A 16,421-nucleotide genomic window follows, 5' to 3' on the forward strand; every position below is an offset into this window, starting at 1 on the left:
GGCATGTATTTTTATATGAATTGATGGGACGGTGAATTAGTGGAACATCATAAAACATACCATTCAGCAAACATCAAAACAGCAACCGGCTCTTTACTGATAGAAGGGCCTGTCTCTCCAGAGGATTTGGCAGGTTATGAGTTTCATAAAGATTTAACCGCATTTCGCCCGCCTCGCGAGCAGCATGAAGCGCTAGTCGACATTGCAGGCCTTCCCGAAGGGCGCATTATTATTGCCAGAGACGGCCGAACCATTGTCGGCTATGTCACGTATTTATATCCTGACCCGCTCGAAAGATGGTCTGAAGGAAATATGGAGGATTTGATTGAGCTCGGAGCCATTGAAGTAGCGCCGGACTATCGGGGATGCGCTGTCGGAAAGACGCTCCTGACCGTCAGCATGATGGATGAACAAATGGAAAACTACATTGTGATGACGACAGAATATTACTGGCATTGGGATTTAAAAGGGATGAAAAAAGATGTGTGGGAATACAGAAAGATCATGGAAAAGATGATGAATGCAGGCGGATTGGTCTGGTTTGCAACGGATGAGCCGGAGATCAGCTCCCACCCTGCAAACTGTCTGATGGCCCGCATTGGAAAAAACGTCAGCCAAGAATCAATTGAGCAATTTGACAGGCTCCGTTTTTATCATCGTTATATGTATTAACTGACACTGGCAAAGGGGAAAAAATAATGATTGTTGAGCAAATCATGAAAAGAGATGTCATTACATTAACGAAGACGGATACGCTTGAAACAGCCATATGCAAACTGAAGGAATTCCATATCAGACATCTGCCTGTTGTAGATGAAGAACGACACGTGATCGGCATGATTACAGACAGAGACATGAAACAGGCCAGCCCGAGTATTTTTGAAGAAAACAAACGAAGCCTATTTCTCACACGAAGCGTAGATTCAATTATGAAAAAGGATGTTGTCTGCGCCCACCCGTTAGATTTTGTCGAAGAAATATCAGCCGTGTTCTACGAGCATGGCATCGGCTGCCTTCCAGTGGTACACCATCAAAAATTAATAGGCATTTTAACAAAAACCGATTTGCTGCGGACGTTTGTCAAATTGACAGGCGCTGACCAGCCGGGATCACAAATTGAAATAAAAGTAAACGACATCACCAAAAGCCTCGCTGAGATCAGCAGCCTTTGCCAAGACCTTCAAGTGAAAATATTAAGCGTGCTTGTTTATCCGCATGACGATCCCGGTGTAAAAGTGCTTGTCTTCCGTGTAAAAACGATGAATCCGCTGCCGTTTTTGCAGGCATTACAAAGAAATGGACACCACGTCGTATGGCCGTCAGAGCAAAGGGATCTGCTATGAGAGACAGTGTATTTATCTATTCTCCATCCTACCAAACCTATATGTTTCATCAGGAGCATCCCTTTAATCAGCAGCGGGTTCTGTTAACATATGATTTGCTTAAGACGATCAATGCCTTTGATGATGGAGACATTGTCACCCCCAGACTCGCTTCAGAAGAGGAGCTTTCCCTTGTCCACACGGACGATTACATTCAGGCCGTAAAGCTTGCGGGCGCCGGAAAGCTTCCCGCTGAAGAAGGAGAAAGCTACGGGCTCGGCACTGAAGACACACCCGTCTTTGCCGGCATGCACGAAGCGGCATCACTCTTGGTCGGCGGCACTTTAACGGCCGCAGACTGGGTCATGTCAGGACAAGCCCTGCATGCGGCAAACCTTGGTGGAGGGCTTCATCATGGCTTTCGCGGGAGAGCATCAGGATTCTGCATATACAACGACAGCGCTGTGGCGATTCAATATATCCAGAAAAAATATAGGTCCAGAGTGCTTTATATTGATACGGACGCCCACCACGGGGACGGTGTGCAATTTACATTTTACGATAATCCTGACGTATGCACGCTGTCCATTCATGAAACAGGAAGGTATTTATTCCCTGGAACCGGCCAGATCCAAGAAAAAGGCAGCGGAAAAGGATATGGCTATTCCTTTAATATCCCGCTTGACGCTTTTACAGAGGATGATTCTTTTCTTGAGGCTTACCGGACAGCAGCTTCAGAAGTCGCCGCGTATTTCGAGCCCGATGTCATTATCAGCCAAAACGGCGCCGATGCCCATTACTACGACCCGCTGACGCATTTATCAGCAACAATCAATATATACGAAGAAATCCCCCGTCTTGCACACACTTTGGCTCATCAATATTGCGGAGGGAAATGGATTGCAGTCGGAGGCGGCGGATATGATATTTGGCGTGTCGTGCCCCGCGCCTGGGCCAGAATATGGCTTGAAATGAAGGGAATTGATCCGGGACACGAGATCCCGCCGGAATGGATTGCTAAATGGCAAAAACAATGCCCCGTGGCCCTTCCGTCGAGCTGGAGCGATCCGGCTGATTTATATCCTCCGATTCCCCGCAAGCCTGAAATTACAGAAAAAAATGCCCAAACTGTCAGCAAAGCATTATATGCGATACGTTCTGAACAGCAAAGAACAAAGTAAAAAACGACCTTTACGAAGAGGTCGTTTTTGATTTTTTGATCACTATTTCCACACGCCGATTTTCCTTCATGTGTTCATTTGTCTTGTTATCCTTTACCGGCTTTGTATCCGCATAACCGACAGCAATAAAGCGCTTGGAGGGAAGCTTCTCTTTAGACGTGAAGTATTGAATAACTCCACTCGCCCGTGCTGCTGATAGCTCCCAGTTCGACGGGTATCGGTATGTCGAAATGTTTCGGCTGTCTGTATGCCCCTCCACCTGAATGTCATTTGGAATGGTTTGAAGAAGAACGGCAATTTGGTGAAGAAGTGTTTCGGCATTTTTCAGCACCTTTGCCTCACCTGTATCAAACAGCACAGCCTCCTGAAGAACGAGCACGACACCGCGTTCATCCCGTTTGGCTGTCATTTGGGCCTTCAAATGATTGTCTTTTATATATGTATTTACTTTCTTTAGAAGCTGATCCTGCTGATCCTCTTGCTTCTTCGTATCAGATGGGGATGTATTCTTTTTTTCTATGGATGTTTGGTCCGGCTGAAGCCCGTTGCCTTCCTTCTGGATCGAGTCCACTGCTGCTTTAAATTTTTGCAGATCGATTTGGGACATCGAAAAGAGTAAAATAAAGAACACAAGGATCAAGGTGATCAGATCTGTAAAGGTTACCATCCAGCTGGATGAAGATTGACTGTTTTTTCCGCTTCCATTCCTTCTTTCAAAACGTTCTCTTCTAAGCTTCATGTACAGATCCCTTTTTTGTTTTTACTTGTTTTGGCTGCTTCTGCCATTCTTCCCGTGAGCTGAAAACGACCAGCTGGCTTTCAAGGTTGCGCGGGTTTTTTCCGGATTGAACACCGATAATCCCTTCCACCATTACCTGCTTGATGAAAATTTCACTTTCTGTTTTCTCTTCAAGCTTAGCCGCGATCGGGTTGAAGACCATATTTGCCAGTAATGAACCATATAAAGTCGTCAGAAGCGCAATGGCCATGTTTGGTCCAAGCATATGCGGGTCATTTAAGTTTTTGAGCATCAGCACAAGCCCGACGAGTGTTCCGATCATTCCCCACGCCGGAGCGAATTCTCCCGCTTTTTCAAAAACACGCCGCCCTTTTCGGTGCCGTTCCTCCATTGCTGCGATTTCTGAATCCATGACGAGCCGAATCGTTTCTTCATCCCAGCCGTCAATTGCTAAAAGCAGCCCTTTTTTCAAGAATGGATCTTTGATTTCCCGAGCCTGATCATCCAATGATAAAAGCCCGTGTTTTCGCGCGTGATCGGAAAGGGAGACAAAGGTTTTCACAAGATCTTTCACATTGTCTTCCTGGCGGATGAATGCCTGCTTTAACACAGAGGGCGCTTTTTTCAGCTCTCTTGGCGGAAAACTGATAAAAACAGCGGCGCAAAGTCCCCCTGTTACGATAAAGAAAGAGGTCAGATCAAGAAAAGAGCGGAAACCGCTTACTCCCGATCCCGAAATAATCCCGATAACAATAATAATCGTTCCTAACACAAATCCAACAGGTGTAAGATAATCAAAACGTTTCATCATTTCTCCCCATGAAAAAAGCAAGAATTCACCATAAAGGTGAAGCTTGCTCTTTGTTTTTCTTATGACTTGGTTGACTTTCTTAGCTCGATACGGTGCGGCAGTTCGACGATATGCTCTTCAACCGGCTCTTTATTCATGAGCTTCGTCAGCAATCTCATCGCAACGGCGCCAATATCGTATGTCGGCTGAACAACTGTTGACAGCTGCGGACGAACCATGAGACTTAATCTTGTATTATCAAAGCCGATAATGTCGAGATCCTCCGGAATGGATAAGCCCTGATCCTGAGCGGCATGGATAATGCCGAGTGCCATTTCATCAGTTGCAGAAAGAATGGCTGTCGGTTTTTTATCCAGGCTCATCAGATGCTGCAGTGCTTCGAGTCCGGAATCATATGTGTAATCCCCTTCAGCTACAAATTGTTCATTAAACGGAAGGTTCGCTTCTTCAAGCGCACGTTTGTAGCCTTGGAGTTTTTTCGAACGGTTGATCGGTTCTGTCATTGGTCCGGAAACGAACGCGATGTCTGTGTGTCCTTTATCAACCAAAAGCTTCACAGCATCATAAATCGCCTGTTCGTAATCGATAGCGACTGACGGTGTTTCCTCCTGCTCTTCTACAGAAGCGGCAAGTACAATCGGCACTGGGGAACGCTTAAATTCCGCCACATGCTCGTCCGTAATGTTTCCGCCCATAAACACGATGCCGTCCACTTGTTTGCCGAGCATTGTGTTTAACAAGTGCAGCTCTTTCTCCATGTTTTGGTCAGAGTTGCTCAAAATAATATTGTATTTATACATTGTCGCGATATCTTCAATTCCGCGTGCAAGCTCTGAATAGAAAATGCTTGAGATATCGGGAATGATGACACCTACAGTTGTTGTTTTTTTACTTGCCAGTCCTCTTGCCACCGCGTTTGGACGGTAACCGAGACGTTCAATGGCTTCCAAGACTTTTTTCCTCGTTGTCGGTTTTACATTCGGGTTGCCGTTCACGACACGGGAAACGGTTGCCATGCTTACATTAGCTTCTCTCGCTACATCGTAGATCGTAATATTGCTCATCCTAAAACCACTCCTTTTACTGGATACACTTATCCTTATCTATAGCATAAACACTTTATGTAGAGAAATGTCATAATGTCCGAATTTATGTCGTTTATGATTTGTAAGCGTAAGTCAGTAGTGTACATTATTTTTCATTATTCATCAAATTTAATTACTTCTCATGAAATTATACACGTTTTTATAGATGATGAAAACGTATACTTGGTTTTTATAACTAAATAAACGAGAAAGCATAAAAAAAGGCCGCAGGCGCGGCCTTTTGGATTGTTCAATTAAGCGTTGACTTTCACCATTGGCTTCAGTTCATTCAGCCATTTTTCGAATTCAGGAATCGCCATTTGCTGAGCAGAGTCAGAAAGTGCGACTGACGGATCAGGGTGAACCTCAGCCATTACGCCGTCTGCACCGATCGCTAAAGCGGCTTTAGCTGTCGGAAGCAAGAGGTCACGGCGGCCTGTTGAATGCGTAACATCAACAAAGACTGGCAAATGCGTTTCTTGTTTCAAAATCGGCACAGCTGAAATATCCAGCGTGTTTCTCGTTGCTGTTTCATATGTTCTGATTCCGCGCTCACAAAGGATAATTTGGTCATTTCCTTGTGACATGATGTATTCAGCAGCATTGATGAATTCAGAGATCGTTGCAGCAAGACCGCGCTTCAGAAGCACTGGCTTTTTCACTGCGCCGGCCGCTTTCAGCAATTCGAAGTTTTGCATGTTGCGCGCTCCGATTTGAATGACATCAATGTAGTCCAGCGCTTCTTCGATATGAGCCGGAGTTACGATTTCACTGATAACCGCCAGATCAAATTCATCCGCTACACGTTTTAAAATTTGAAGGCCTTCAACACCAAGCCCTTGGAAATCGTATGGGCTCGTACGAGGCTTAAAGGCTCCACCGCGCAAAATTTTAATCCCTTGTTTTTTCGCAGCTGCAGCGACTTCAGCTACCTGCTCATAGCTCTCTACCGCACATGGGCCGACAATGAATCTTTGCTGGCCGTCTCCGATTTTTTCGCCTTTGATATCAACAATTGTATCTTCAGGTTTTTTCTTGCGGGAGACAAGCAGCGCTTTGCTGTGATCTTCTTCCTGAAGCTCTAAACCGGCTTTGAATATCTCTTTAAAAATGTGCTGGATGGTTGAATTTTCGAACGGCCCGTCATTGTTTTCAATGATATTGTTTAACATTGTGCGTTCTCTGACAGGGTCAAATCGGTTGACACCCTGTGCTTCCTTCGCTTTACCGATCTCTTTTACAACATTTCCGCGTTCGTTGATTAGTTTTAAAATTTGTAGGTTTAATTCGTCTGCTTTCTGCCTTAAAAGCTCTAACTCTGTGTTGCTCATTTTTTTCATCCTTTCCCTGCACATTCATTTTTTATTTTGTAGTTATCATGCATCTTACTATAAGTAATTCCAAATGGAAATACTGAAATACAAAAAATTTTATAAAAACTCTACTTTATTACCCAAACGCTTTTAAGTGATAAAGTAATCTATGAAGCTATCCTACATGATGTGAGGGCAATGTTCAAGGGTTTTTTACAAAAAAAAGCGCCAGATGATATCTGGACGCTTTTTTCTATGACAAATGCTGCTCAATAGCGGCTTCTGTAATTTGTGAATGTGAGGTATGCCATTTCACTTCACCGTTCTGGATGATGAATATCTGAGGGCTTTCATGCTTGACCCCGTATGTTTCTGCAATGAAATTGGACAGCGGCCGGGCTTCTTGTACTTGAAGATAGTAAGCCGGCACATCCTCATGCTGATTTGCAAAGGCATCAAACTCATGAAATGCTGCCTGGCTGATCGGGCATGTGGTGCTGTGTTTAAAGAAGACGAAAGCGCCTTCCTGTTCTGCAATCCGTTTAAATTCTTCCTCAGATTGAATAAGCTGTTTAGCCATGACTCAAGCTCTTCCTTCCCTGCTCAGCGATTCAACTGCTCAGCCTGTTTTTGTGCATCTTTCAGTTCGTCTTTTACATCTTCTTTCGTCTGGAGGACTTGATCTTTTGTTTCATCGGCTGCCTGCATCGCTTCTTCCCTCATATCTTGCATTGCAGTCGATGAATCCGTTTTGTCAGATTTGGAACGGTCTCTTAAATCCTTTACCTTGTTCATGATCTGCCCAGACTGATCCGCTACAAGCTGTGTGATGTTGGAAGTTTTGTCTTTTGCGATGCTGACATATTGCGTGCCTTTTTCCTTCGCATCTGCCGTCATTTTATCAGTTTTGTCCCGTAAAGCAACAGCTTGGCTGCCAAGATCGTCGCGAAGTTCTTTGCCTGATTTAGGCGCTAGAAAAAGAGCTGTAGTGGCACCGATGATTCCCCCGATTAAAGTTCCGATTAAAAAATCTTTACTATTAATTCCATCTTTGCTCATCATTATTCCTCCTCTTAGTATTTTTTTCTCTTATAGGGCTGATTTTTTCTTTTGCTTCCATTTCTCCCAAATTTCCATTGCTGCTTGACTCCATGTGACAACTTGATTGATCTTATCTTGATTTTCTCTAACTGATGCCGATACAGACCCTGCCGCTTGTTTCATGGATGTATTGAACTGCTGTACAGAAGTTCCCACTCCTTGAACAGCATGAACGACCGTATTCAGCTTTTCTGATTTTTCCTGAATATCTTCAGCCAGGCGGTTGGTCTTATGTAAAAGCTCGGCTGTTTCAGTTGTGATGCCCTTCATTTGTCCCTCCAGCCCTTCAAGAGTGGATGCGACGTTTTTTAGTGTCAGCTGCAGTGACTTCAATGTTTTAGACAAGTAGATCACTAATACGAGAAATGCAACTGCGATGAGTGCAACGCTCAAATAAAGAATAATAATCATCTCAAACCTCCTTGCTGCAGGATATACTGCTGTTTACCCGTTTTCTTCAATCATAAACATGTGTACTGGGCTGTATACATACTATTCTCCGTTATGTAAGAAAATCCTTTAATAAGCTTTTCCATCAGATAAATAAAAAGCAGTGAGATCACTGCTTTTTATTATGCCATGACGTTTTCGTAGGCTCTCATATATTTTTGGATATCTCCTGCTCCCATGAAGATGAGAACGGCTTTATCATGAGCTTTTAAAACAGATGTGTCATCTTCTTCAATCAGCTTGGCATTATGAATTTTTCCCTGGAGATCGCCGATCGTCAGCTTTCCGGCATTCTCACGGGCTGAGCCGAAAATATCGCATAAATACACACAGTCAGCGCCGCTCAGGCTTTCTGCAAATTCGTCAAGGAACTGCTGCGTCCGTGTAAATGTATGAGGCTGGAATACCGCGACAATTTCCCGATCAGGATATTTCTGTCTTGCCGCCTCAATTGTCACTTTTATTTCTGTCGGATGATGAGCATAGTCATCGATCAGCACTTGATCCCCAAGCTGCTTCTCATTGAATCTGCGTTTGACGCCCCCAAAGGATTTGAGAGCATGCTTAATGATGCTGGAATCAATTTCTTCATAATGGCATAACGCAATGACCGCCAATGAGTTTAATACATTGTGGTGGCCGTACGCAGGAATATAAAACGTATCATAGAACGTATTGCGGACAAAGACATCAAAAGTTGTCCCTTCCGTGCTTTTTACGATGTTTCTGGCTTGAAAATCATTTTCTTCCCCCGTGCCGTAATACACAACCGGGACGTTCGCATGGATTTTCGGCAGATGCTCATCGTCTCCGCAGGCAATAATGCCTTTGTTGACTTGAAGAGCCATCTCTTGGAAAGCGTCAAATACATCGTCAATGCTTGAGAAGTAATCAGGGTGATCAAAATCAATATTCGTCATAATCGCGTAATCTGGCTGATAGCTTAAGAAATGGCGGCGGTATTCGCACGCTTCAAACACAAAGTATTCGCTGTTTTCATTTCCCTGGCCTGTTCCGTCTCCGATTAAGAAAGACGTCGGTTTTGCGTTTTGGATCACGTGAGCCAGCAGACCCGTAGTCGACGTTTTGCCGTGTGCGCCCGTAACGGCAACACTCGTGAATTTTTTCATGTAGTCGCCTAAAAACTTATGATAACGTATCACCGGAATTCCCTCAGACATCGCTTTTTCTATTTCAGGATGCGTGTCTGGGAATGCGTTTCCGGCGATGACTGTCATGCCGGGTTTAATATTTTCCGCGCTAAAAGGAAGAATCGTAATATTTCTTTTTTCAAGCGCTGTTTGCGTAAAAATAAATTTTTCGATATCCGATCCTTGGACAGTATATCCATTATCATGAAGTATTTGGGCAAGCGGACTCATACCGGTCCCTTTTATTCCAACAAAATGATAAACAGTCATAATTGTACCTCCAACAAACGTCTATCTGTTCCCCAGTATATGACGCTCATTTCAATTTGCGACCGCGGCGGCTGAAAAGCCTCCCTTAGCGGCGTATTTTATATGTTTTGTTATGTTTAGTATCAGGTTATTTCTTTCCGATTAAACCCAGATATCAAGATTTGTCTATGCACAGCTGCTGTAAAGCGGCATAGCTGTTAAATGCTCTAAACACTATCATACCATGTTTGGTGTGAAAATGAACCCATATTATTCGTTTATTAAATCACTTGCTGTGATCAGCACCTCCCGAGGCTTGCTTCCTTTTGCCTCAGAGATCATGCCTTCCGCTTCCATCATGTCGATCAGCCTTGCCGCACGATTGTAACCGATTCTGAATCTTCTTTGCAGGCTTGAAGTGCTCGCACTGTTTTGCTCTACAACAAACTCACACGCTTCGTAAAACAGTTCGTCCTCTTCTTTCAGGGCTGATCCTTGTCTTACGAGCTCTTCTTGTTCAAATAAATAGGTCGGCGGCATTTGGCTTCTGACGTGGGAAACGACGCGGTCGATTTCCCGGTCTGACACAAAGTTACCTTGCAGACGAACCGGTTTTCCCGATCCGTTTTCCAAAAAGAGCATATCCCCTTTTCCGAGAAGCTTTTCTGCACCGGCTATGTCAATAATTGTTCGGGAATCAACCTGGCTTGAAACAGAAAAGGCGATTCTCGTTGGGATATTCGCCTTAATCAGACCTGTAATGACATCGACTGACGGACGCTGAGTTGCGACGAGAAGATGGATACCGCACGCTCTGGCTTTTTGGGCGATCCGCGCAATGCTTTCTTCCACATCGTTTGGAGCCACCATCATCAAATCTGCAAGCTCATCAATAATGACAACTAAATATGGCAGCTTTTCACCCATTTGGTGTTCAGCGGTTAATTGATTAAAGCGGTCAATGTCGCGGACACCTGAATGGGCAAAAAGCTCATAGCGGCGCTCCATTTCCTCAACGACCCATTTCAAAGCAGCTGTAGCCGCTTTAGCATCAGTAATGACCGGGCTGACGAGGTGAGGAATTTTATTGTAAGGGGCCAGCTCTACCATTTTCGGATCAATCAGCAGCACCTTTACCTCACTCGGGTCAGCTTTATAAAGCAGGCTGACTAATATTGTATTGATGCATACGCTTTTTCCGGAGCCTGTAGCGCCGGCAATCAAGCCATGCGGCATTTTCTTCAAGTCGATAACAACAGGATTTCCTGAAATATCTAATCCCAGCGCAGCTGTGAGCGGTGACTTGCTTGTCCTGAAAGCTGAGCTGCGAATCATTTGGCGCAAATCAACCACCTTGCTCGTGCGGTTCGGCACTTCAATTCCGATCGTGTTTTTCCCCGGAATCGGCGCTTCAATCCGAATATCTTTAGCTGAGAGACTGAGTTTAATATCATCGGACAAGTTGGTGATTTTATTCACCTTTACACCTGGTTCAGGATGCACTTCAAATCTCGTGACAGACGGACCCTGGGTTACATGGACCACATTGGCGCGGACATTGAAGTTTTTCAAGGTTAAATCAAGAAGCTGACGCTGTTCTTCGATCCACGCAGTATCATCTTGAACCTGCGCTGGCGGGACATCAAGCAGTGCAACATTCGGAAATACATAGCTGCCGCGGCGCTCCTCTGCTTTTTGCTGTTTATGCGTATCTCTTTTCAGCATCATCACATTAAAAGGAACGGATGGCCCTTTTTGAGAAGATGCGCTTTGTTCGGTCCTTTTCTCCTGTACACCAGGCCTTTTTTTCGGCTCTTCTGAAGCTTCGCGAGGTTTGTCTGCGCGAATTTCCTGCCGATTTTCAAGAGTTGCAGAAAACGATTTGGAACCCTGCTCCATGTGTTCAGTTTTCCCAAGATCTGTATGGCTGTCTGGCTGAACATCTATCTTCGTTTCCTGAGCCTCTCCCAGGATGTCATAATGATTATTTATTATGCTGTCTGATGGCTCTTCTGATTCTTTTGCCACAGTTTCTGCTTGAGCCAGAGCCTCTGATGAATACTCATGATCAGTAAATAAAGGCTCTTCCTGACGAATGTCCATTTGTTCTTCTTGAACGAACGGGGACTCAGCACCTTCTTCCGCGTTTTCATGATGATTGTATACTGGGCTGTCTGACGGCTCTTTTGCTTTTTCATCCTCAGATACTGCCTCTGTCTGAGATTCAGGAGCTGTTTGCTCTTCATCAAGTTCAGCGGAGAAAACAGGCTCTTCAAATTTCTCTGACTGCTGCTCCCTTTGTTCTTCCTCAGCCGTTGCAGACTCTTCGCGGCCTACTTCACTGTCTGAAAGCCCATCAGCCGCCGTATCTGTGAGCATCTCAGGCGGTGTTTGCTCTTCGGCTTGTTCAGCTGGGAAGAAAGGCTCCTCTTTTTCCGGCTGTTGAACGCCTGACTCAAATGGCACTTTGTTACCTGACGGCTCGGCTGGCCGTTTCGCCAGCGCCTCATCATGCTCCGTATCCTTTCTGTTTAAAACGCCAGAAGGCTGTTTTTCAAATTGGGTATCCGGGAAGAAAGGACTTTCTTTTTTGGAATGCGCCTGTGTGTCTGAAGCAGGATAGCCGCGTTCACGTTCGATCTCTTCTGACAGCAGTGTTACCTTCTCTTTTACCGATTTATCCGGTTCGTTCAATGTTTCAGAAGGCTTTTTCGGCACATCCTTTTTAACAGATGGTTTTTGATTGAATCCATAGACAGGCGAAGGGATATTTGTCGGTTTAAACGGTTTCTTCGCCGGCTCTGCTGCTTGATATGTATGCTGCTCTTCTTCATTTCTGGGACGCTCTCTGTAAGGTGCAGCACTTGGACGAGGCGCGGATTTCGGTTCGTCCGATGGTGTGCGGCGCCTTCTCAGGTCATGATTTTTGTATCCGTCAGGCACGACTGGAAAACGGAATTTGCCTTTTGGATATTCATAATATATTTTAGGATCTTCCAATCTTTTTAATTGTCCTTCAGGATGATGTACTTCTTGTTGCTGCGGAATTTGAGCGGGTTTTGTCTCCCGTTCAGCATCCTCTTCGCTTTCGCCTAAAAACAAATCAAAAAATTTATGAAGCCAACTCATAATTTATCTCTAACTCCCTTATAGTTTTCTGGGACGGTTTTTAGTATACCACTGCTGGTCGGCCCAGAAAAGATTAAGCTATCAGCAGAAACAAAGCCGCTAAACAAGGGCTTAGCGGCTTTTCACATGATTCGTTTTTTTTGGCGGATTTATGGGAGTCTAAAACTGAAATGCGTCTCCCGCCTCATAGTCTCCTTCTAACACAAGGATTCCTTTTTCAGCAGGGGCATCCGGCAAATCAAGCTCTTTCGCTGAGCAGATCATCCCGCTTGACGGAACGCCACGAAGCTCTGCATCCTTAATGACAAGTCCGCTAGGCATCACAGCACCGACTTTGGCAACGACAACTTTTTGGCCTTGGTCAACGTTAGGCGCGCCGCAGACGATCTGAAGCGTTTCTTCTCCTACGTTGACTTTACATACGCTTAATTTATCCGCATTCGGATGTTTTTCTTTTGATTCTACATAACCCACAACAAACTTCGGAGATAAATCAACGACTAATGTTTCTTCAACGCCGTTTCTGTTTAAAATCTCATTCACATCTTGCACGAATGTTTCTGAGAGCGCAACAGGGCCGTTTTCATCAATGGTCAAGTAAGAAGACGCATTGAAAATGTTGAAGCCCGTTGTTTCTTTTGTTTCGTTATCGAAAATTTTGACGACATCGCCGTGTTTTTCATAGCCTAATTGTTCGCGTGTCACATCTTGAAGAGAGATCAGGAGCGTGTCTCCCACACCTTCTTTATTATAAAAAGCGTTCATAAGTAAAAATCCTTTCTAATCCTTTTTCGGACGGCTTTTCGCCAGGATAAACACCGGTTCCAGCTTTCCTTCATTGTACAAAAATGATAGGGCGGTAATCGGGACGGTGCCGCCTGCAAAGAAGCTCATCGACATTTGTCCTAGAATATCATACCCCGATTCATTTCGGATGTCAGCAAGAATCAAAACGTCCTGATGAGGAACAGAGATCGCCAGCTCACCTTCTGCATGCTGCTTATATTCATTTAAGATCGCTTCGTTCAATATCCGGCTTGCGTCGTATCCGTCGTTTGCCCTGAAGAAATAAAAGTAATTGCCGGCAACCGTATCCTCTTTGACAACCGTCGGCAGAGAACGGAGATTAAATGCGGCCGTCTCTCTGATCCGCTCTTTTGTCCAGTTTTCTTTCTCAAGCATGCGCTGGTCAATTAAACGGTAGGTTTTCCCGAGATCTAGCGCGTAATAAATTCTTGTCTCTGCGGTATGATCGTCATAAATGAGCGGGATATCTTCGCTGGACTTGTCCGGGAAGGAAGTCGAGCGGATGACCGGATAAATGCGAGTTTCTTTCCCGGTCATTTCCTGAGCCTTCCCTTCCATTGCCGTCATCGCTTCGGAGACATAGTACACGATCTCATCAATGGCTTCGTCTTTTTTCAGTTCCCATTTTGCAATAATCGGCGGCAAATCGAGCGTAATCCCTTTTTTAGTCGTTTGATCCTCAACACGGAGGGTGTCTTTTTCTCTGTCAAACAGAAAGGAGCGATTCTCGTGCTGAAGGCGCTGTTTCAGTATATCTGACAGCTTCCTTGAGGTCATTTTCAAACCGATGTCCTCCTTTACGCTTTAGCGAGAGAGTCTGTTAAAAACTGTTCAATTTCTTCTTTTGTTTTGCGGTCTTTGCTCACAAAACGATTTACTTCTTTTCCTTCATTAAACACCACAAAGCTTGGGATTCCGTAAATTTCCCACTCTGCACATGTATCAATGAATTTGTCACGGTCTACGTAGTAGTAGGTGAATTCAGGAAAATTCGCTTCCAGTTCAGGCAGGAAAGGCTCTACAAAACGGCAATCCGGGCACCAATCGGCAGAAAACATAAATACAGCCCAATCATCCTGTACCGCTTTTTCCAGCTCTTGAGTTGATTCAATTTTTTTCATTTCATATCCCTCCAGTTGTTTAAGTTCTTACATGTTTTTTATCGATACTCGTCCAATTGGATCATACCAAACTGCTTGAGGCAAAACCACTTATATGCAACGAATGAATATGTAAGATTGGCTTTCCCATTATCATTATCATATTTTATTTGCATTATCAAGCTCGTTTCGTTTAACATCGTGTACATGAGGGTAAAATTTACAGATGGACATACATAAGGAGGGATTTTAATATGGAGTTTATCGTCTATTTAGCAGGAGAAATCCACAGCAATTGGCGCGAGGAAATCAAAGAGAAAACAAAATCACTGAAACTCCCGATTACGTTTGTTGGCCCGATGGAGAATCACGACCGCTCAGACAATATTGGTGAAGAAATTATGGGCGTACAGCCAAATGCCGTTTTAAAGGATGACAAAGCCTCTGACATCAACAACTTCAGAACCGCCGTCCTGATGAATAAAGCAGACTTTGTGATCGCCCTGTTTGGCGAAAAGTACAAACAGTGGAACACGGCAATGGATGCATCATATGCGATCGCAAAAGGAAAACCCCTGATTATCATCCGGCCAGAATCGCTCCACCATCCTTTAAAAGAGCTTTCCAATAAAGCGAATATAACGGTCGAAACCGTTAACCAAGCCATTAAGGCCCTTTCCTATCTATTTGAAACAGAATAAGAAAAAAGCTTGTCGATCCGGGCTTACTGCTCGTTCAACAAGCTTTTATGAAACCTACATATTTTCTTTAATCGCATCCACTGTCTGCTTATCGCAGGCTGTTACAAGTTTGATGAGCATTTCTTTAGCAGCAGCATAATCATCAATATGAATGATAGAAGCGTTTGTATGAATATAGCGGGAACATATTCCGATAACCGCTGACGGCACACCGCTGTTCGAAATATGAACCTTGCCTGCGTCTGTTCCCCCGCCGGATACAAAATATTGATATGGAATATCATGCGTTTCAGCCATATCAAGAACGAATTCCCTCATTCCGCGATGCATGACTGTCGTTCTGTCAAGAATGCGCAGCAAAAAGCCTTTTCCAAGCTGGCCGAATTCATTTTTGTCTCCGCTCATATCGTTTGCCGGGCTGGCGTCAAGGGCGAAAAACAAGTCCGGTTTAATCATATGAGAAGCCGTCTGCGCGCCCCTTAGCCCTACTTCTTCCTGAACCGTTGCACCCGCATAGAGTGTATTCGGAAGCTCTTTACCGTGTAATTCCTTCAGAAGTTCAATGCTTAAGCCGCATCCATATCTGTTATCCCATGCTTTTGATAAAATTTTCTTTTCATTCGCCATCGTCGTAAACGGACAAACAGGCACGATCTGCTGTCCCGGTTTAATGCCGATTTTGATGGCGTCTTCCTTATCATCCGCTCCAATGTCGATCATCATGTTCTTGATATCCATCGGACGGTTTCGCTGCGCATCTGTCAATAAATGCGGCGGTATGCTTGAAATTACACCCGGAACCGGCCCGTTATCTGTTTGAATTTCAACCCGCTGCGCAAGCAAAACTTGGCTCCACCAGCCTCCGAGCGTCTGGAATCTGAGCAGCCCGTTGTCTGTAATGGATGTCACCATGAAGCCGACTTCGTCCATGTGCCCGGCTACCATAATTCTCGGTGCGTCCTCTGCGCCTCGTCTGACTCCGAAAACACTTCCCAGTCTGTCCTGAACGATGTCATCGGCATATTTGGCTAGCTCCTGCTTCATAAAAGCACGAACCTGATGCTCATTGCCCGGCGCGCCGGGAAGCTGCGTCAGTGTTTGGAAAAGCGCTTTCGTTTCTTGATTCATGTTTTCCCCTCATTTCTATGTAGTCCTTTTATTTTATTAGAAACAATGAAGTTTTCCAAGCACCCTGACCGAATCTGCTCGATCAGCCGCGTATTGCTTAACAGGATTTGGCTGTTTCTGTATAATGAAAAGTACGATCAACCAGGAGGTGCTT

At 44.7% G+C, this 16,421-nt stretch carries 18 protein-coding genes; 4 read left to right on the plus strand and 14 right to left on the minus strand.

All coding sequences use genetic code 11. From position 1 onward, the window contains the following. Positions 1–39: 39 nt before the first annotated feature. The 3 genes from acuA to CW370_RS15235 are packed head-to-tail and all read left to right on the plus strand — an operon-like array spanning position 40 to position 2,503. Positions 40–672 (plus strand): acetoin utilization protein acetyltransferase AcuA, encoded by a 633-nt coding sequence (gene acuA, locus CW370_RS15225; RefSeq protein ID WP_003229296.1) that lies wholly within the window; start codon positions 40–42, stop codon positions 670–672. A 26-nt stretch (positions 673–698) separates the two neighbouring features. Continuing rightward, positions 699–1,343: an acetoin utilization AcuB family protein gene (locus CW370_RS15230; protein WP_003229294.1), complete on the plus strand. Its 645-nt coding sequence runs from the start codon at positions 699–701 to the stop codon at positions 1,341–1,343. Continuing rightward, positions 1,340–2,503 carry an acetoin utilization protein AcuC gene (locus CW370_RS15235; protein ID WP_024572896.1) on the plus strand — a complete coding sequence of 388 codons (1,164 nt, stop codon included), beginning with the start codon at positions 1,340–1,342 and terminating at the stop codon, positions 2,501–2,503. The genes CW370_RS15230 and CW370_RS15235 overlap by 4 nt, the downstream gene beginning before the upstream one ends. Before the next feature lie 10 nt (positions 2,504–2,513). Here the strand turns inward: CW370_RS15235 and motS are convergent, their stop codons facing one another. From motS to CW370_RS21330, 13 genes are all read right to left on the minus strand, one after another. Then, on the minus strand, positions 2,514–3,242 hold the full coding sequence (motS, locus tag CW370_RS15240; protein WP_003229290.1) for a flagellar motor protein MotS: 729 nt from the start codon (positions 3,240–3,242) through the stop codon (positions 2,514–2,516). After that, a complete protein-coding gene (gene motP, locus CW370_RS15245; RefSeq protein WP_014477672.1) occupies positions 3,232–4,050 on the minus strand; it encodes a flagellar motor protein MotP in 819 nt (272 codons plus the stop codon). Before motP ends, motS begins: the two co-directional genes overlap by 11 nt. A gap of 62 nt (positions 4,051–4,112) precedes the next feature. Beyond that, positions 4,113–5,117 carry a catabolite control protein A gene (gene ccpA / locus CW370_RS15250; RefSeq protein WP_017695488.1) on the minus strand — a complete coding sequence of 335 codons (1,005 nt, stop codon included), beginning with the start codon at positions 5,115–5,117 and terminating at the stop codon, positions 4,113–4,115. Positions 5,118–5,392: 275 nt separating this feature from the next. Then, entirely contained in the window at positions 5,393–6,469 is a 1,077-nt protein-coding gene (locus CW370_RS15255; RefSeq protein WP_003223454.1) for a bifunctional 3-deoxy-7-phosphoheptulonate synthase/chorismate mutase, read from the minus strand. 235 nt (positions 6,470–6,704) lie between these two features. Continuing rightward, positions 6,705–7,031: a bacillithiol system redox-active protein YtxJ gene (gene ytxJ / locus CW370_RS15260; RefSeq protein ID WP_014480571.1), complete on the minus strand. Its 327-nt coding sequence runs from the start codon at positions 7,029–7,031 to the stop codon at positions 6,705–6,707. 23 nt (positions 7,032–7,054) lie between these two features. Continuing rightward, positions 7,055–7,510, minus strand: a complete 456-nt coding sequence (locus tag CW370_RS15265; protein WP_004398549.1) for a YtxH domain-containing protein — start codon at positions 7,508–7,510, stop codon at positions 7,055–7,057. A gap of 30 nt (positions 7,511–7,540) precedes the next feature. Next, on the minus strand, positions 7,541–7,963 hold the full coding sequence (locus CW370_RS15270) for a DUF948 domain-containing protein (protein WP_024572894.1): 423 nt from the start codon (positions 7,961–7,963) through the stop codon (positions 7,541–7,543). 161 nt (positions 7,964–8,124) lie between these two features. After that, positions 8,125–9,423 carry a UDP-N-acetylmuramate--L-alanine ligase gene (gene murC, locus CW370_RS15275; protein ID WP_003229274.1) on the minus strand — a complete coding sequence of 433 codons (1,299 nt, stop codon included), beginning with the start codon at positions 9,421–9,423 and terminating at the stop codon, positions 8,125–8,127. A gap of 249 nt (positions 9,424–9,672) precedes the next feature. Next, entirely contained in the window at positions 9,673–12,531 is a 2,859-nt protein-coding gene (gene sftA, locus CW370_RS15280; RefSeq protein ID WP_024572893.1) for a DNA translocase SftA, read from the minus strand. A gap of 159 nt (positions 12,532–12,690) precedes the next feature. Then, entirely contained in the window at positions 12,691–13,296 is a 606-nt protein-coding gene (gene ytpR, locus CW370_RS15285) for a YtpR family tRNA-binding protein (RefSeq protein WP_024572892.1), read from the minus strand. Between the two features lie 15 nt (positions 13,297–13,311). Continuing rightward, entirely contained in the window at positions 13,312–14,121 is an 810-nt protein-coding gene (locus CW370_RS15290; RefSeq protein WP_009967991.1) for a DUF1444 domain-containing protein, read from the minus strand. 14 nt (positions 14,122–14,135) lie between these two features. Further along, on the minus strand, positions 14,136–14,459 hold the full coding sequence (locus CW370_RS15295) for a thioredoxin family protein (RefSeq protein ID WP_024572891.1): 324 nt from the start codon (positions 14,457–14,459) through the stop codon (positions 14,136–14,138). 38 nt (positions 14,460–14,497) lie between these two features. After that, entirely contained in the window at positions 14,498–14,614 is a 117-nt protein-coding gene (locus CW370_RS21330; RefSeq protein WP_154217724.1) for a hypothetical protein, read from the minus strand. 78 nt (positions 14,615–14,692) lie between these two features. On the opposite strand from CW370_RS21330, the gene CW370_RS15300 reads away from it, so the two are divergent. Beyond that, positions 14,693–15,139: a YtoQ family protein gene (locus tag CW370_RS15300; RefSeq protein ID WP_003229263.1), complete on the plus strand. Its 447-nt coding sequence runs from the start codon at positions 14,693–14,695 to the stop codon at positions 15,137–15,139. A gap of 54 nt (positions 15,140–15,193) precedes the next feature. On the opposite strand, the gene CW370_RS15305 is transcribed toward CW370_RS15300, so the two are convergent. Next, positions 15,194–16,267, minus strand: a complete 1,074-nt coding sequence (locus CW370_RS15305) for a M42 family metallopeptidase (protein WP_014480574.1) — start codon at positions 16,265–16,267, stop codon at positions 15,194–15,196. Between the last annotated feature and the right edge of the window lie 154 nt (positions 16,268–16,421).

Origin of the sequence: Bacillus sp. SN32 (assembly GCF_002837495.1) — a bacterium.
GTDB lineage: Bacteria > Bacillota > Bacilli > Bacillales > Bacillaceae > Bacillus > Bacillus subtilis.

Bases quoted from the DNA above. Each gene is read 5' to 3' on its own strand.
- motP (WP_014477672.1), bottom strand. From the start codon at position 4,050: ATGAAACGTTTTGATTATCTTACACCTGTTGGATTTGTGTTAGGAACG.
- CW370_RS15305 (WP_014480574.1), bottom strand. From the start codon at position 16,267: ATGAATCAAGAAACGAAAGCGCTTTTCCAAACACTGACGCAGCTTCCC.
- sftA (WP_024572893.1), bottom strand. From the start codon at position 12,531: ATGAGTTGGCTTCATAAATTTTTTGATTTGTTTTTAGGCGAAAGCGAA.
- CW370_RS15265 (WP_004398549.1), bottom strand. From the start codon at position 7,510: ATGAGCAAAGATGGAATTAATAGTAAAGATTTTTTAATCGGAACTTTA.
- CW370_RS15235 (WP_024572896.1), top strand. From the start codon at position 1,340: ATGAGAGACAGTGTATTTATCTATTCTCCATCCTACCAAACCTATATG.
- ytpR (WP_024572892.1), bottom strand. From the start codon at position 13,296: ATGAACGCTTTTTATAATAAAGAAGGTGTGGGAGACACGCTCCTGATC.
- murC (WP_003229274.1), bottom strand. From the start codon at position 9,423: ATGACTGTTTATCATTTTGTTGGAATAAAAGGGACCGGTATGAGTCCG.
- ytxJ (WP_014480571.1), bottom strand. From the start codon at position 7,031: ATGGCTAAACAGCTTATTCAATCTGAGGAAGAATTTAAACGGATTGCA.
- ccpA (WP_017695488.1), bottom strand. From the start codon at position 5,117: ATGAGCAATATTACGATCTACGATGTAGCGAGAGAAGCTAATGTAAGC.
- CW370_RS21330 (WP_154217724.1), bottom strand. From the start codon at position 14,614: ATGCAAATAAAATATGATAATGATAATGGGAAAGCCAATCTTACATAT.
- CW370_RS15300 (WP_003229263.1), top strand. From the start codon at position 14,693: ATGGAGTTTATCGTCTATTTAGCAGGAGAAATCCACAGCAATTGGCGC.
- CW370_RS15295 (WP_024572891.1), bottom strand. From the start codon at position 14,459: ATGAAAAAAATTGAATCAACTCAAGAGCTGGAAAAAGCGGTACAGGAT.
- motS (WP_003229290.1), bottom strand. From the start codon at position 3,242: ATGAAGCTTAGAAGAGAACGTTTTGAAAGAAGGAATGGAAGCGGAAAA.
- CW370_RS15270 (WP_024572894.1), bottom strand. From the start codon at position 7,963: ATGATTATTATTCTTTATTTGAGCGTTGCACTCATCGCAGTTGCATTT.
- CW370_RS15255 (WP_003223454.1), bottom strand. From the start codon at position 6,469: ATGAGCAACACAGAGTTAGAGCTTTTAAGGCAGAAAGCAGACGAATTA.
- CW370_RS15230 (WP_003229294.1), top strand. From the start codon at position 699: ATGATTGTTGAGCAAATCATGAAAAGAGATGTCATTACATTAACGAAG.